Raw genomic sequence first — 13,860 nt, forward strand, 5'->3', positions numbered from 1 at the left:
GTCTGTCCCGCGGCGACGGGAGCAAAGTGGCTCTGGTTCATCGCGAGGCATAACTGAGCTTGGCAAACGAGCTCGCCTTGAGGAGCATTATGGCCAGTGTCAATCCGATTTTCGAAAGCTTATCCGTTGACCCAGGGCAGGTAATCGCCGTGACCCTAGCATGTCGAACGCTTCAACACATCGGCCAGCTCGAGGTAGATCGGGAAATCATTGCCAGGAGAATTGTGCAGGCTGCGGACGACGGCGAGCGCGATGTGGGCAAGCTGTGCGAGCGTGCCATCCATGGACTGACCGCGCTCGACTATCGGCAGCACAGCACCTAAAGCCCTGAACGATCGACCGGCCGGCAGCGAAGCTCCGACAGCGGGCTGAACAAACGTCCCATGGTGGTTTTGCAATCACCGCTTTGGCTGGTGAACGGATGATGGGTTCGCGCTTTGACTCGTTGGAGAGCCAGCTTGCGCCGCATATTCAAATCCTTTGTATTTCTGATGGCCGCCGTCTACTTCTTGGTGGACGTCGTGCTTTTCGCTCTCGCCAAGCCTGTACTTCGCTGGCTGGCGGATTGCTGGGTTTTTGAGAGCGTGCGGGCGCGGATTGTGTCGCTTGGGCCGTATCCGACCTTGGCGTTGTTCATCGTGCCGGTTGTTCTGCTGGAGCCTGTCAAACCGGTCGCAGCTTACCTGACGGCGACAGGACACTTCGTTGGAGGGCTTATGGTCCTCGTCTTTGGCGAGCTCCTCAAATTCTTGCTTATTGAGCGGCTTTTCAGACTTAGCCGCGAGAAACTTATATCAATTCCTGCTTTCGCCTGGTGCTACGACAAGTTCTGTCAAGCCCAGGACTGGGTCGTCACTCTGCAGGCATGGCAATTCACGCGCCGCTTAAGTGTGCTTGCCAAGCACGCTATTCAAAATTACGTCCTCGAATTTAAGACCGCGCAGAAGCAAAAGAGGCGGTTTTTGCGAGCGCGCTTAGTGCCTGTTCGAGAGCCAATTCAGCCACACGCGAGAGCGCGTCCGGGAGTCCGAACGAAAGGCTGAATGTAATCGTCGTCAATTGACGGCGCCTATCTTCCAACCGAAGACAGCAGCGGAACTATAGTCTGTTGGGACCGTTCCACCGTATGGCCGACGCTCGTCGGCATAGACTCGATTTGAATTGGAAAATATCAGATGAAAAAGTCCTTAATGGTTTCTGCGGCAGTCGCGGCGCTATTGGCCACGACCGGGCTTGCGACAGCTCAAGGCGTTAATCAGGGAGCAGCGAAGGAATCGCCGGCTGCCGCCTCGCCTAAAGGCGATAGCGCGGTGCCGATGAATGCACCAGCAGCAAAGCCAGCCGAGACAGCAACGCCGGGCGCTGCGTCAAAAGAGGGCAAGCCTCAACATGTGCAGGTCAAGCCGGACGCAAAAACGACCGGCGACATGAAAGCCGAGGGCCAGTCGAAGGCATCGGACTCGACTGCTCCGACCGCCACTTCGAAGGACATGAAGAATCCGACCGCTGAATCGAAGTCGCTTTCCGACAGCAAGACGGCAAGCGAGCCGAAAGCCGACAGCAAGGCAAAGGCCGTTGAGTCGACCGCCACCTCAAAGGACTCGAAAGCGCCGACTGCCGAGACCAAGCCCTCGACTTCCGACAGTAGGACCACGGGAAATGCGGCAACCTCGGCGACGGCATCGCCTCCCGCCGAGAAGCGCACCCAGATAACCTCGGCGATCAAGCAAGAGAAGGTCGAGGAAGTAACGAACGTGAATTTCAATCTCTCGATCGGAACGTCTGTCCCAGCCGGCGTCCGGTATTACCCGATGCCGTCACGTATCGTGGAAATCTATCCGGAATGGCGCGGATACGACTTCATCCTTGTGGGCGGCAAGTACTTCATCCTTCGTCCGAGCACGCATGAGATCGTTTACATCATCGAGGGTTAGGCGAGCTCGGCAATCACACGACAGGCAGCTACAAAACGCGAGGGCGGCTCAGGAGCCGCCCTCAACATCTGACCGGGCGCTGCGCGTGATGCTGTTTTTCTCATCCGCGAGTCTTGTTGCGAAAGCGAGCAATATTGACCAGCCCAAAGGGAACCCAAAAAGCTAGGTTGTTTGGATCACCGCCCTACCATAGGCACCGATCGGTGACTGAGAGTGTCGCGCTCCCGCCTGGTCTCAAGGGGAGTATCATGACGTCTAGTCAATCCAATCCAAGGCTTAGTGCCGCAGACTTCAGAATTCATGGCTGCTCGAGATGCCGCACACCGATGACGTTGGTCTGCATCGAACCGGACAAGCCCGGTTTTGATGTGCGTACCTTTAAATGCGCCAGGTGCGGTCACGACGAAGTCGTCCTCGTAGCAATCTAAGCGGTTTCCTGGTCAGCTTGTTAGCCAGCCTGAAGAGCGGAGCAAGCCCTTCCCGCCTGTGCTTTCGCGGAGCTTGACGATGGAAGGGGGTGGTTGGCACCGAAGAGATGATCCGCTCATCTCCAGAGGAAAACCATGATTGCCGACATCCCGCCGCCGCAAAATCCTTCCGTCCCGCTGGATGTCGCCAGCAGAACCACACGCTGCGGCAATCGAGGTTGCCAATGAGACGGAGATGCCACTCCCGTCTGATCCGCGGACGTTTTTTCTCGGCGGCTTGTTCGGATTGGGTGTCCTGGCGGCGCTTTACGTCGCAAGCTCGATCATTCTTCCGGTCATGCTTGCCCTCGTGCTGAATCTCCTGCTTCAACCCGCTGTCCGCCTCCTGGGACGTTTGCATCTTCCCCGGGCTGTCGGAGCGCTCTTGACTGTCTTTCTGGTCATTGGAGCGCTTGTAGGACTGGTGGCGGCGTTATCGGTGCCAGCCACGACCTGGGCTGAGCGGCTGCCCGAGGGCATCCCGCGCCTGGAGGCACACCTACGGCTTGTCAGTGGACCGATTCAGACGTTGCAAAAAGTCATTCAACAGGCCGAGCAGGCTGCAGATGCTCCGCCTGGCAAGGGGTCAATTGTTTCGGTTCGCCGCGATCTGGGCATAACCGGCGTCCTTTCGCCGGCACGCGCTCTATACTCGATGGCCTGTTTACGACGGTCCTGGTGCTCTATTTTCTTCTGGTCGCGGGCAACATATTCCTGCGGCGGGTCGTTGAAATCCTGCCGACGTTCAGCAACAAGCGACAGGCCGTCGATATCTCTCAGCAGATCCAGGAGGACATATCAGGATATCTGCTAACAATTACGGCCATGAATGCCGGGGTGGGTGTCACGACGGCGGCGGCGATGTATCTTTGCGGCTTGGGAGATCCGCTGCTGTGGGGCACCACGGCCTTCCTTCTGAATTACATTCCAATTTTGGGGCCGCTTTTCGGCGTCTGCATCTTCGTCCTGGTCGGAATGCTGAGCTTCGAGAGCTTGTGGTGGGCCTTGCTGCCGCCGGTGCTCTACTTTGGCATTCACCTCGTCGAGGGCGAAACATTGACGCCCCTGCTGCTTGCGCGGCGCTTCACGCTGAACCCGGTGCTGATTATCCTGTCGCTGGTGTTCTGGTTCTGGATGTGGGGCGTGCTTGGTGCGATTTTGGCTGTGCCGATGCTGGCTATTCTGAAGATCATCTGCGACAGGTTGCGCCCACTAAAAGCGCTGGGTCATTTCCTCGAAGGGGAATAGTGACGTCGACTGGCGTTTTCACGCACTTTTTGGTGTGCCGGATCTCGACCTCGCATCCCTTGCGGAACGAACACCGTCGGCGCGACTTGGTGAGGGGCGACCGGATGCATATGCCCCCCAAGCATCCGATGAAATGACGGCCTCAGCGCGCCCCCACGCCCTGGGGTCGTTTCTTGCGACCGACCTGCTAGTCGCGCTCTCTCAGCAGGGGCTTCTCATGCAAAACCGCGCTCAACAGCGAATTGTGGACCTCGATGTGCCCATTATAGCTGATGAGGCCCAGCCTGCGAAACTTGTTCATGAAATAGCTAACGCGGGATCGCGTGGTCCCGATCATCTCCGCCAATGTTTCCTGACTAATGCTCGCGCTGATCGGCTGCGGATTGCCTTCCTTGCCGAAATTGGCGAGCAGCAACAGCAGTCGAGCAAGCCGCCGCTCGCTCGAATTGAAGAGCTGGTCGATCAGGTCCTCCTCAATCCGACTGTTCCGGGTCAGGAGATACGACATGAAGAGCTGTGAAAATTTCGGCTCTTCACGAATAGCCCCCATCATCGCGTCTTTGGTGATCGACGTGATAACGCAATCTTCCATCGTCGTTGTCGTCGCGATGCGTAAAGGATGACCGTTCATGCATCCTTCGCCAAAGAATTGGCCGGGCTCCAGAATTGCGACGACCGCCTCCTTACCCTGCTCAGACACGACCGTTAGCTTGACTTTGCCTTTTTGAATGTAAAAAACCGAGTCTGCGACGTCGCCTTGCTGGAATACATGCTGGTTCTTGGGAAGGTCGAGAATCGTTTTACCCCCGCCCACTTTGGCGAGGAATTCTTTGGGGTCAAAGACGTCCTTGACTGGCTTTGCCACGGGAGCCTCCTTTGACTCAATAAACTTGCCCGATTTCGGCTAGCGGCCAAGCGCCCTGGCGTCTTGAGCCGAGCGACGAGTGCTGTTCTAGCCAGCTAAACACTTGCGGGGCTTGCCACATTCTCAAACATTACCTGCTCATTTCCACCAGTTCTACGAAAAAACCGACTTTTTGAGTGCGTCAGTTCGCGGCCCGCCGGGCACATCGCCTGCTTCCCCAAGCGCATCGAGCATAGGCTGCGGCTGTCACTCACCAGATCAGTTGCGACAGCTACGATGTGAGGGTGAGCGCAGTTGACATGTTCAAATGTGCGGATATCGACGCCGGTGGGCCTGCGTAACCGGCCTCAGGATGCTGGCCTCAACTCAACCCCGAGATCGGCGGAGCGAGGCAGTTCGCGATTCCGAGTTTGATAGACGTCCTATGGCGATGGCTCGCCGTCAGCCTGTCGCCTTCGGCGCACCGTTGGCTGTTTCGGTATCAGCCATTCCTTCATGTCTGCGGCGATGCGAAGTTGCGCGGCGCTTCTGATGGCTTTGCGTCGCATCGAGCCGGGCGGCAACTTCTTTGCCTGTGCCAAAGCCTCAGATGCCCGGGCAGCCCAATCGTGACGATCGAGATCATTGGGCGGTGGCTCTGTCATGTCATCCTTACTACTGTGGCTCTCAAGTCGCTGCGTCGTGAATCGGAAAAGATGGAAGCAAGATCGAACTCTCCGGTGCCCATGGATGCCGATGATCGTGCGGTGATGAGGCAGTATGCCGGCTCGGCAGCCTAGTCCGCTGGTCAATATTGCTCACTCTTGTGCCATCTTATTTGTACGCCGGGGCTCGTTATTCGAAGCTTTGATCCCCATATTTAGGCAAGTTCGACCATCGAGGATGGTCGGAGATGGGCCGAGACTTCAAACGAAAGGGCCCGGCATGTTTGAATCTCAGCAGTATCGCGCAAAAGCAGCCGATTACGACGAACTGATTAAGCGTTCGACCAACCCGGATGAGATCCGTAGATTTCAAGAGCTGCAGGACCGATTTGCCTCGCTCGCCGATAACGAGCAGGGACTGGCGGACGAGTATGACAATGCAGCCCACGTGGCTGAACAGGGCCGATCGCACGGCGTAGCCTTTGCGGCCGAAGAAGAGCTTGTTCTGCGGTGTCTTGGCGCAGCCATCATCATGCAATGGAACGCTCTACCGACGACGCTGCAACGGGAGATCTTCGACACCGCCGGGTCGATTGGCAAATTGCTGGAGACGGCGGCGCTCCGCGGCCAAATCGCCCGATTTCTTCATAACCACAAGGATGACGCCGGTCGCGGCAAATTGCCTCTAACAGAAGACATGCCCGCCGATGCGAGATCATGCACTTTGGCTTTCTCACGGTGGGACAACGAGGGAGGCGCAGTTCGCGACGGGCTGCCGATCTAACCGGACGCCCATAACAGGAGGTTTCCATGTCACTTACACAGTTTCGGGTCGATGACGGTCCACATGCCATGGACGGGTTGCGGCTTCTTGCTCAGGATGGAAATGAACAGATCGAGGCGTTCATGGGCCGGAAGGTGATGGACGTTTGGGCGGAGTCTGTCGAGCACCGTGGAGGACGACAAAGTCTGTTCCGCGGTCAATACAATGCGCTTGGCAGGCTGAACCTTGGCGCGCTTCAGCGGATTGTGAGCGCGAAGTACCAGCGAGGCGCCGCATTCAACCGCCAGCATCCCTTTGTCGAGGTTCTATTCTCTGACATTACGGAAAGCGGCGAGGCTTTAGATCTAAGTGAACTCGTTCGGGAGGTGTTGCCGCCAGCCTTTCATAGGCTGGCCTGAGACCTGGACCACGAGAAATCTCGCGACTGGAGTCATGTGCGCTCAGTACCACAATCGTAGAAGAATGACCTGCGCTTGGTGATAAGCGGAGCTGCGAAACCACAGCTCGGTCGTGGGCGAGATCCTGGAGGATCAGTACAATACGGTTTCGACTCACAGTACATTCAACGACAATTCGGAGAACAAGATCGATATCGACCCGGACAAAAGTACCCAATGTGATCCGGTATGCCTCCTCGGTGGCAGCTCTCTTGATCAGCAGGATGGCCATCGTCGCCGAGCCGAAGCTCCGGCCGCCGGCGGACACATGGCACCCGAGAATGCGGATGGCGACGCCAGGCCTTTTGCTTTTTGATATAGGTCGTTGCCCGTAGGTCTCGAGATCTTATGCCGACGCCGGGAGCGGGAGGAACCGATGTCCATTCGGGTACGAGATTCCCATTTTCGCTCTATCGTCAAGGCCGTCAGTTGGAGGGTTACCGGTAGTATCGACACCTTCGTGCTAAGTTTCATCTTCACGGGCAGCGTAAAGGTTGCAGGCTCGATCGCCGGCGCTGAAGCGATCACGAAAATGATCCTCTACTATCTTCACGAAAGAGCCTGGTCCGTCATTCTCTGGGACCAGCGAGGACCAACCGGTGGCGCGTCCAGCTCAACCTGATTCGCGCTTGGCTCACTGCGCAAGAGCGACTTCGGCCTATTTAGTAGTTGGAGGAGCGAGCGTCGACCGACATGGGTAAGTCCTGCAAAGCGTAGAAAAGGATGATTGCCGTTAAATTCTCTCTCTCTCGCGTCGTCGCCTCCTGCGCCTGCCCCGATAGGCGATCCTTCTGTGGGCCTCGTTGGTGCTCTCTCGCAAAGCGATCAAAGTGAGCAGCTGTGTATTGAGATCCTTTGAAATGGATCGGAGGTAAAAAAGCTTATCGTCGAGTGACTGCATTGATCCGCCAACCCCCATTTTGGCGAAATATGACCTGAAACTCGGACGGCCGCTGGTCAATATTGACCACCCTCGGATCAATGGGTAGCCGCTTTGGTCGCGGGAAGGTCAACTGGTTTCATCTTCCGCAACGAGGTGACCCAAAGGGGAGTTATTCATCAGGTGCAGAATCGGCGTAGCGTGCTGGCATGCTCGAGCGGATTGCTTGTCCTAGCGCTACCCCAAAACGGCGACGCACCGAAGTCATCGCTTCCATCAAATGGCAAGTCAGTGCCGCCGGTGAGCCCCGGGGGGCGGAGGGCACGTCCTGAGTCTTTCGAATATTGCCCAAGTTGGGACAGGCAATATTCTCAAGCGGCTGGAACGATTGATCTTGGGAGTTCTTGGTCCTCAGCAATCGGAGATTTATCTCCGAGAGCCAAGCCCACCGACCGGTCGACATTTTGCCCCAATGCCCGGCGGAAGGCTTAGCGGCCTCAGATGCTCCCGCACTGAGGCCGTTGCCTTGGTCGAGGCGAAGGTGTTCACGTGGTGCGAAAACGACCTGACGAACTGTTCAGGAACATCGCGAGCAGCTTGTGCCTTGACTAGCGGATCCGGTCGTACGTGACGTCGCCTCGAAGGTGTCAGCGCTACAAGTGCCCTCTAACTGACAAACTCGACGATGGAGCGGGAATGAAAATCTCGTGCCCGATAAACACTCAGTGCTTCCCGCTTCCCTTCTGGTCCATGACAGACAATGTCGTCACCGCCTAGGTCTTACCCGGCACCGCTTCGGCCTCGATAGCCGCGACAAGCTCGGGCGCAAGGTGCGCAGACAAACGCTGAATGATGTTCAGTAGCTGCAAGACTTCTTGCTCACGCAAGGCGTCAATCTTGTTGTGCAGCAGTTCGATCTCGAGTTCAGCCTTCACATTTGTTCGATAGTCGTGTTCTGCGTGCCTGCGGTCAATCTCGGATTGACGGTTCTGGCTCATCATGATGATGGGCGCTGCGTAAGCAGCTTGGAAAGAAAGAACTAAGTTCAGCAAGATGAGAAGCGCTAATTGTTTATTTGGAGTGGTGAGCAATATTGACCAGCGGAGGAGGAACCCCAGTTCCATTCTGGTTTCAGATCTCTACCGGTGTCGATTACGCCTGTTACGCGCCCCCACCATCCATGGTGTTGATGTCATGCCGTCACTTCAGTGCAAGCGAACAGACAGTCAAATCCGCTACAGCATCTCGCAACTTGTTCAATTGCGCCGCCAGATGCTCCGGTTTGCTCGGTCGCTTCCAGCCGGACCTGAGCGAAATGAACGCCGACAAATCGCGTCTTCCTTGCGTAGCCTCGTTAGAAGCAGGGGGTGAATCGGCGGACGTTTATGGCTTAGTCAAAATTTGCAAAACATGGAGAGAGGGGCCGACCGGCCACAGGCCTCGATCTTTTTGTCGGCGTCCGTCTGCCGGAATCTCTCCTGGCCGAATCGCGAGATCGAGAAGATGAGCGATGAATTGGGCACCGGGGAGGAGTGTACGGTACGCAAGCGCCGACTGACAAAAGGACCGACCGAATTGCGCCTAGGGCGCCTCGGCCAGCCGAGGAGAGGGTGGTTCAGATGATGATGCCAGCGAAAGCCGAGGCGCCACCTCTACCCATCTTCGTGCTGGAGATCGATGGTCAGCCGATACTGGCGTTCAGGGCCGCGACGTTTCGCCAGGCCAGAGAACTCGGCAAGGAGGGCTGGCTGCAAGAGGACTTGAAGCGAATGACGTCCGGGCACAGGCCGCTTTGGGATGGGAAGTCGCCGATTAGGGTGCGTCGCGCCGAGCCAGCAGAACAAGTCTATTACGTTGACGCGAAAACGGAGAACGCTGCGGGCGATTTGCATTTGGTGTATCTGGTTCGGCGCGACGATGAAACGGAGACAACTGGTCCCGTCACTCGTGGATCATTTCCGCCCCGGAGATGATCTCGAAGTAACACCTTATCGGTGGACTGGGGCAACTTGGTTGACGGGCGAATCGCGACCTGCTGCAGTGATGCTACCCTCCGAACGACCTCCTCAGTTAGCGCTGAGTGCCCCGAGGAAACTCTCGCGCCACGCCATAATGCTGTTGCGACGCAGTATCGTATCATGGCCCGCCAACGCGTGCATCGCTCCCCAAGTGTCATCCTCAGCGCTGTCTGCAATGCTTCGGCGACGGCGTCGGGGTCATACGGGTTGGCGATCACGGCAGCGTCGAGTTCGTAGGCCGCGCCCGCGAAGGGCTCGAGGATGAGCACGCCCGGGTCATCGAGGTTTTGTGACTCCTTGGCAACCAGGTTCATTCCGTCGCGCAGCGGAGTGGCAAGAGCGACGCGGCCGAGCCGAAAGAAGCCAGCGAGCGCTGGGAAGAGCTCCTGTTCAAATACTGGATTGGCGCCCAATCGAGTTCGCGTAGCGACCGGCCACGTCGCCCGCCAGCGCACTGAGCCGCTGCCGCAGTGCACGGTATTCAGGAACGTCGCTGAGCGTTGCGGTGGCGATCTGCAGCAAGCGGGACATGGTTGCGGTACGCGGGATAACCGTCGAGAAAGGCGGCGAACGCTTTGAACCGGCGCTCGAGGCCCTTACTGAAATCCAGCCGGTCCACCCCAATGATGAGCTGGCGCCCCCGGAGACACTCCTGGAGCCGGCGTGCCGTTCGGGATTTCACGGCGCCACTGGCCATTTCGGCGAAGTTCCTCGGCCATCGGGATCAGATGGTAGTCATGCACCCAGGTCTCGGCCAACACGGCAGTCGCAATTGATCGAGCGGTACATCCGCCGGAGCCACAAGTCCTTCTCCGGAACCGATGGTCCCGTCATCAGGCAATCTGGGCGCTTGAGGTCAGCGGGACGCATGGATATTGAGCGGCAAGATCAAGGCGTTACCTGTAAAACATGTAGATCTTCTCACAGCAAACATAGGATACTCTGCCGACCAGCTGGGTTGTTGGGCTCTGTCTAAAACTGATCTTCGCCGGGATTTCGACGGCAGACGCCCCGGGTGTGCCTCTCGATCTCAGCCAGTGCGGCGTCGAGCGAGGCGTGCGGCCCTTGCAGAATGCCGGCCATAGTTTCCGATGCGTGGCCCTCCGGATGGATCATGAACTGACGGGGAGCGCTTGCCGTGATGCGCCCCATCGAGCGGCCGAGCAGGTCCGTCAGCTGCCAAACCGTGCCTCCCTCTGCCGGTGTAACGATCACATCCATGGTGAACCTTGAGCCTGTACGCCGCGCGAACAAACCGTTGCAATAACGGATCGGCGAACTACCGAGTTCCGCGGCCGCGGCATTCTCGGTACTGGAAGGATTGCCGCTTCGGATCAACCCGCGATCCAGCGAATGGCGCTTAATGCCGATATGTGCGACTATATGGAATGGTCAAAAAGAAAGGTCGAAGGCCAACGTCGGGAGAAGCAATGGCAACCGCTCTCGACCGTTGGGACGAGGAAGGCGGAGCGCAGGAGCTGGCGTGGCCTTTACCCTATGGAGCCAGCGATTTGCGGGACGTGGAGCGCAGAGTCCTGGAATGCCTGGGTGCCGCCCTTGTCAGCGAATGGAATGATCTGCCTACTGACGTCCAGCGCAGGCTCTTCGAGCAGGCGGCCTCGGGCAAATCGCACGACGCCACCCTGTTGAAGACGCGGATCGCCCGTTTCCTGCACGATCATAAAGACGCTTCGCGTGTGCGGTGACACTAACTTGGCAGAGTCGCTGACCTGTCTTGCAGTATGGGTATCGCGGATCTGATGGCCGGGGAATAAGAGCGACGATGTAGACGCGCGGCCGGTAGGCTGGGCTGAGGTGGTGGCCATCGATTCTTCTTCCGCCCCGTCTTGGCAATGCGGCAGTGCTGCAAGAAGGCGTAAGCAATCATCGTCATAAGAGCGTGACGGTGAAGACCGTGCCAGGACCGTCACTCGAAGTGATGGAAACAGAATTCCTCTTTCAACTGCAGATGCGCTTGCTCGCAGATCCATCGCGCCATGACGTTGCAGCCAACCGCCGCAGGTCTATCTCGGATAGCCTTTCTTCTCTCCGAGTCGCGATGCTCGCCGATCGCCAACTCGCATTGTTTCACTTGGAATCAGCAAGCATCTCGTCCGCCGGCATCGACAACAAATCCGCGATGTGCATCGCCTTGTATTTGGTGACTTCGCAGCCATCTCATGATAGAGAGATAGCTAATCTCGGCACAAAGAGCACTGTAAACGGATTGCTTCACGATAGCGCCGATGCAAAGCTGTCTCTGAAGGATAGCCGATCATGACCATGCGCTCCCGACGCGAAACGGTCACCTTCAAGCATCCCTTCCGAATCAAGGGCATTGACCGCCTGCTGCCTCCGGGTGCCTACGAGGTCATCACCGATGAGGAGATGATCGAAGGATTGTCGTTCGCGTCGTTTCGCCGGGTTGCCACTATGATGACGGTGCCGGCGGCGCCGCCGCGCACTTCAACGATGGAGAGGATTTCCATCAATCCGGTCGATTTGGCTGACGCTCGGTGCATTGATGCCGACGCGCCTCGTGAGTGACGAGCCACTCGATCTCGACAAGCACCGCTGAATGGCTGCACAGGAAGCGACCGACGTCCGGCGTATTCTGGCGCATGTCGAGAACAACGCAAAGCCCCTGCGCGATGGGAAGCTTTCTTAAATCTGATGACGCGGCGTCCAACGACTTTCGCACCATACGGCTGGCCTTCACCGGATCCTTAGCGGCCGCGGTCTTGGCAGCTATTTCGTGATGCTCAGAGCAGAATATCGTTTCAGGACGGTCTTGTACGTCCCCTTGCGGCGGCTTATGTGCTGTTAGCACTCGCTGGCCACGACTGCCATTTCGTCCAAAGCAACAACAACGAGAAAGCAGGAGGACAGCATGAAATTCCGTCCGCTTCACGACCGCGTTGTGGTCAAGCGCATCGAAGCCGAAGATAAGACCACTGGCGGTATCATCATTCCGGACAGCGCCAAGGAAAAGCCCTCGCAGGGCGAGATCGCGGCGGTTGGTCCAGGCGGCCGCGACGAAGCCGGCAAGCTGATCCCGATAGAGCTCCAGGTCGGCGACCGCGTGCTGTTCGGCAAGTGGTCCGGTACTGAGGTCAAGCTCGATGGTCAGGAACTGCTGATCATGAAGGAAAGCGACGTTATGGGCGTTCTCGTCGATCTGCCCGCCGCCAAGAAGAAGGTCGCCTAAGCTCCAGTCAGTTTTCCTTATCCTGAGCCGTCGACGCAGCCGGCGCCTCGCAGGATGAGGCCCGTAAGTTCAAATCCCGCCCCTTAACAGCTCGCCCAGGTGCGCGATCCTTGGGATCTGACCAGTCGAAAACGGAGATCATGATGTCGGCCAAAGAAGTCAAATTCGGCGTAGATGCCCGCGACAGGATGTTGCGTGGTGTCGAAATTCTCAACAATGCGGTCAAGGTCACGCTCGGTCCCAAGGGCCGGAACGTCGTTCTCGACAAGTCGTTCGGTGCCCCCCGCATCACCAAGGACGGCGTCACCGTCGCCAAGGAGATCGAGCTCGAGGACAAGTTCGAGAACATGGGCGCCCAGATGGTGCGCGAAGTCGCCTCCAAGTCCGCTGACGCGGCCGGCGACGGCACCACCACCGCGACTGTACTCGCGGCTGCGATCGTCCGTGAAGGCGCGAAGGCGGTTGCCGCCGGTATGAACCCGATGGACCTGAAGCGCGGTATCGACCTCGCGGTGGAAGCCGTGGTCGCCGACCTCGTGAAGAACTCCAAGAAGGTCACCTCGAACGAGGAGATCGCCCAGGTCGGCACCATCTCGGCCAATGGCGATGCAGAGATCGGTAAGTTCCTCTCCGACGCCATGAAGAAGGTCGGCAACGAGGGTGTCATTACGGTTGAGGAAGCCAAGTCGCTCGAGACCGAACTCGAGGTCGTCGAAGGGATGCAATTCGACCGCGGCTACATCTCCCCCTACTTCGTCACCAACGCCGACAAGATGCGCGTCGAAATGGAAGATGCCTACGTTCTCATCAATGAGAAGAAGCTGTCTCACTTGAATGAATTGCTTCCGCTGCTGGAAGCCGTGGTCCAGAGTGGCAAGCCGCTTGTGATTATCGCGGAAGACGTCGAAGGCGAAGCGCTTGCGACCCTGGTCGTGAACCGTCTGCGCGGCGGTCTGAAGGTCGCGGCCGTGAAGGCGCCGGGCTTCGGTGATCGCCGCAAGGCCATGCTGCAGGACATCGCGATCCTGACCGGCGGCCAGGCGATCTCGGAAGATCTGGGCATCAAGCTCGAGAATGTCACGCTCAACATGCTCGGTCGCGCCAAGAAGGTGATGATCGACAAGGAGAACACCACCATCGTCAGCGGCGCGGGCAAGAAGGCCGACATAGAGGCGCGGGTGGCGCAGATCAAGGCGCAGATCGACGAGACCACCTCGGACTATGACCGTGAGAAGCTGCAGGAGCGTCTCGCCAAGCTCGCGGGCGGCGTCGCGGTGATCCGCGTCGGCGGCGCGACCGAGGTCGAGGTGAAGGAGCGCAAGGATCGCGTTGATGACGCGATGCATGCGACCCGCGCGGCCGTCGAGGAAGGCAT

The 13,860-nt window shown here is 58.0% G+C and carries 17 protein-coding genes and 4 pseudogenes; 15 read left to right on the forward strand and 6 right to left on the reverse strand.

The annotated features are described in order from the left end of the window. The first annotated feature begins 89 nt into the window (after positions 1-89). The 5 genes and pseudogenes from MOV75_RS02365 (at position 90) to MOV75_RS42415 (ending at position 3,649) form a co-directional block, all read left to right on the forward strand. Positions 90-323 carry a hypothetical protein gene (locus MOV75_RS02365; protein WP_247004738.1) on the forward strand — a complete coding sequence of 78 codons (234 nt, stop codon included), beginning with the start codon at positions 90-92 and terminating at the stop codon, positions 321-323. A 135-nt stretch (positions 324-458) separates the two neighbouring features. Then, the gene (locus tag MOV75_RS02370; protein WP_246917832.1) at positions 459-1,043 is read left to right on the forward strand and encodes a hypothetical protein; all 585 of its coding nucleotides are present in this window, start codon (positions 459-461) and stop codon (positions 1,041-1,043) included. A 132-nt stretch (positions 1,044-1,175) separates the two neighbouring features. Next, positions 1,176-1,934, forward strand: a complete 759-nt coding sequence (locus tag MOV75_RS02375; protein ID WP_246917834.1) for a DUF1236 domain-containing protein — start codon at positions 1,176-1,178, stop codon at positions 1,932-1,934. Between the two features lie 765 nt (positions 1,935-2,699). Further along, positions 2,700-2,873 (forward strand): annotated as a pseudogene (locus MOV75_RS42605) (AI-2E family transporter); the annotation flags it as partial. A 206-nt stretch (positions 2,874-3,079) separates the two neighbouring features. Further along, entirely contained in the window at positions 3,080-3,649 is a 570-nt protein-coding gene (locus MOV75_RS42415) for an AI-2E family transporter (RefSeq protein ID WP_309486775.1), read from the forward strand. 187 nt (positions 3,650-3,836) lie between these two features. Here the strand turns inward: MOV75_RS42415 and MOV75_RS02385 are convergent, their stop codons facing one another. Next, positions 3,837-4,514, reverse strand: a complete 678-nt coding sequence (locus MOV75_RS02385) for a Crp/Fnr family transcriptional regulator (protein WP_246917836.1) — start codon at positions 4,512-4,514, stop codon at positions 3,837-3,839. Between the two features lie 608 nt (positions 4,515-5,122). Here MOV75_RS02385 and MOV75_RS02390 point away from each other — a divergent pair. The 5 genes from MOV75_RS02390 (at position 5,123) to MOV75_RS02410 (ending at position 7,001) form a co-directional block, all read left to right on the forward strand. Continuing rightward, entirely contained in the window at positions 5,123-5,293 is a 171-nt protein-coding gene (locus MOV75_RS02390) for a hypothetical protein (RefSeq protein ID WP_246917837.1), read from the forward strand. Positions 5,294-5,438: 145 nt separating this feature from the next. Continuing rightward, a complete protein-coding gene (locus MOV75_RS02395; protein WP_246917838.1) occupies positions 5,439-5,942 on the forward strand; it encodes a hypothetical protein in 504 nt (167 codons plus the stop codon). 26 nt (positions 5,943-5,968) lie between these two features. Then, on the forward strand, positions 5,969-6,340 hold the full coding sequence (locus tag MOV75_RS02400; protein ID WP_246917840.1) for a signal transduction histidine kinase: 372 nt from the start codon (positions 5,969-5,971) through the stop codon (positions 6,338-6,340). A 112-nt stretch (positions 6,341-6,452) separates the two neighbouring features. After that, positions 6,453-6,695, forward strand: coding sequence for a hypothetical protein (locus MOV75_RS02405; RefSeq protein WP_246917843.1), 243 nt, complete (start codon positions 6,453-6,455; stop codon positions 6,693-6,695). Between the two features lie 60 nt (positions 6,696-6,755). Next, on the forward strand, positions 6,756-7,001 hold the full coding sequence (locus MOV75_RS02410; protein ID WP_246917845.1) for a DUF2061 domain-containing protein: 246 nt from the start codon (positions 6,756-6,758) through the stop codon (positions 6,999-7,001). A gap of 1,031 nt (positions 7,002-8,032) precedes the next feature. Here MOV75_RS02410 and MOV75_RS02415 read toward each other — a convergent pair. Beyond that, a pseudogene (locus tag MOV75_RS02415) lies at positions 8,033-8,314 on the reverse strand (DUF1003 domain-containing protein); the annotation flags it as partial. Between the two features lie 564 nt (positions 8,315-8,878). Between MOV75_RS02415 and MOV75_RS02420 the strand changes: the two are divergent. Beyond that, on the forward strand, positions 8,879-9,232 hold the full coding sequence (locus tag MOV75_RS02420; RefSeq protein WP_246917862.1) for a hypothetical protein: 354 nt from the start codon (positions 8,879-8,881) through the stop codon (positions 9,230-9,232). 209 nt (positions 9,233-9,441) lie between these two features. Here MOV75_RS02420 and MOV75_RS42920 read toward each other — a convergent pair. The 3 genes and pseudogenes from MOV75_RS42920 to MOV75_RS02425 all read right to left on the reverse strand — a co-directional run. Beyond that, positions 9,442-9,591 (reverse strand): annotated as a pseudogene (locus MOV75_RS42920) (trehalose-6-phosphate synthase); the annotation flags it as partial. A 167-nt stretch (positions 9,592-9,758) separates the two neighbouring features. Beyond that, positions 9,759-9,974 carry a trehalose-6-phosphate synthase gene (locus MOV75_RS42925; RefSeq protein WP_369010437.1) on the reverse strand — a complete coding sequence of 72 codons (216 nt, stop codon included), beginning with the start codon at positions 9,972-9,974 and terminating at the stop codon, positions 9,759-9,761. A gap of 275 nt (positions 9,975-10,249) precedes the next feature. Then, positions 10,250-10,615, reverse strand: a complete 366-nt coding sequence (locus MOV75_RS02425; RefSeq protein WP_246917847.1) for a hypothetical protein — start codon at positions 10,613-10,615, stop codon at positions 10,250-10,252. Positions 10,616-10,707: 92 nt separating this feature from the next. On the opposite strand from MOV75_RS02425, the gene MOV75_RS02430 reads away from it, so the two are divergent. Further along, positions 10,708-10,983 (forward strand): hypothetical protein, encoded by a 276-nt coding sequence (locus tag MOV75_RS02430; RefSeq protein ID WP_246917849.1) that lies wholly within the window; start codon positions 10,708-10,710, stop codon positions 10,981-10,983. Between the two features lie 2 nt (positions 10,984-10,985). Here the strand turns inward: MOV75_RS02430 and MOV75_RS02435 are convergent. Beyond that, positions 10,986-11,422 (reverse strand): annotated as a pseudogene (locus tag MOV75_RS02435) (IS701 family transposase); the annotation flags it as partial. A 132-nt stretch (positions 11,423-11,554) separates the two neighbouring features. Here MOV75_RS02435 and MOV75_RS02440 point away from each other — a divergent pair. The 3 genes from MOV75_RS02440 to groL all read left to right on the forward strand — a co-directional run. Then, on the forward strand, positions 11,555-11,824 hold the full coding sequence (locus MOV75_RS02440) for a hypothetical protein (protein ID WP_246917851.1): 270 nt from the start codon (positions 11,555-11,557) through the stop codon (positions 11,822-11,824). 343 nt (positions 11,825-12,167) lie between these two features. Then, entirely contained in the window at positions 12,168-12,485 is a 318-nt protein-coding gene (locus MOV75_RS02445) for a co-chaperone GroES (protein ID WP_246917854.1), read from the forward strand. A 143-nt stretch (positions 12,486-12,628) separates the two neighbouring features. After that, on the forward strand, positions 12,629-13,860 hold a 1,232-nt coding region (gene groL / locus MOV75_RS02450; RefSeq protein WP_247004741.1), incomplete at its 3' end, for a chaperonin GroEL.

The organism is Bradyrhizobium sp. PRIMUS42, assembly GCF_023006515.1.
Lineage (GTDB): Bacteria > Pseudomonadota > Alphaproteobacteria > Rhizobiales > Xanthobacteraceae > Bradyrhizobium.

What these genes read in the sequence shown, in the direction of transcription:
- MOV75_RS02365 (WP_247004738.1), top strand. Translation starts at nt 90, where the DNA reads ATGGCCAGTGTCAATCCGATTTTCGAAAGCTTATCCGTTGACCCAGGG.
- MOV75_RS02375 (WP_246917834.1), top strand. Translation starts at nt 1,176, where the DNA reads ATGAAAAAGTCCTTAATGGTTTCTGCGGCAGTCGCGGCGCTATTGGCC.
- MOV75_RS02395 (WP_246917838.1), top strand. Translation starts at nt 5,439, where the DNA reads ATGTTTGAATCTCAGCAGTATCGCGCAAAAGCAGCCGATTACGACGAA.
- MOV75_RS02400 (WP_246917840.1), top strand. Translation starts at nt 5,969, where the DNA reads ATGTCACTTACACAGTTTCGGGTCGATGACGGTCCACATGCCATGGAC.
- MOV75_RS02410 (WP_246917845.1), top strand. Translation starts at nt 6,756, where the DNA reads ATGTCCATTCGGGTACGAGATTCCCATTTTCGCTCTATCGTCAAGGCC.
- MOV75_RS02420 (WP_246917862.1), top strand. Translation starts at nt 8,879, where the DNA reads ATGATGATGCCAGCGAAAGCCGAGGCGCCACCTCTACCCATCTTCGTG.
- MOV75_RS42925 (WP_369010437.1), bottom strand. Translation starts at nt 9,974, where the DNA reads ATGGCCAGTGGCGCCGTGAAATCCCGAACGGCACGCCGGCTCCAGGAG.
- MOV75_RS02430 (WP_246917849.1), top strand. Translation starts at nt 10,708, where the DNA reads ATGGCAACCGCTCTCGACCGTTGGGACGAGGAAGGCGGAGCGCAGGAG.
- MOV75_RS02440 (WP_246917851.1), top strand. Translation starts at nt 11,555, where the DNA reads ATGACCATGCGCTCCCGACGCGAAACGGTCACCTTCAAGCATCCCTTC.
- MOV75_RS02445 (WP_246917854.1), top strand. Translation starts at nt 12,168, where the DNA reads ATGAAATTCCGTCCGCTTCACGACCGCGTTGTGGTCAAGCGCATCGAA.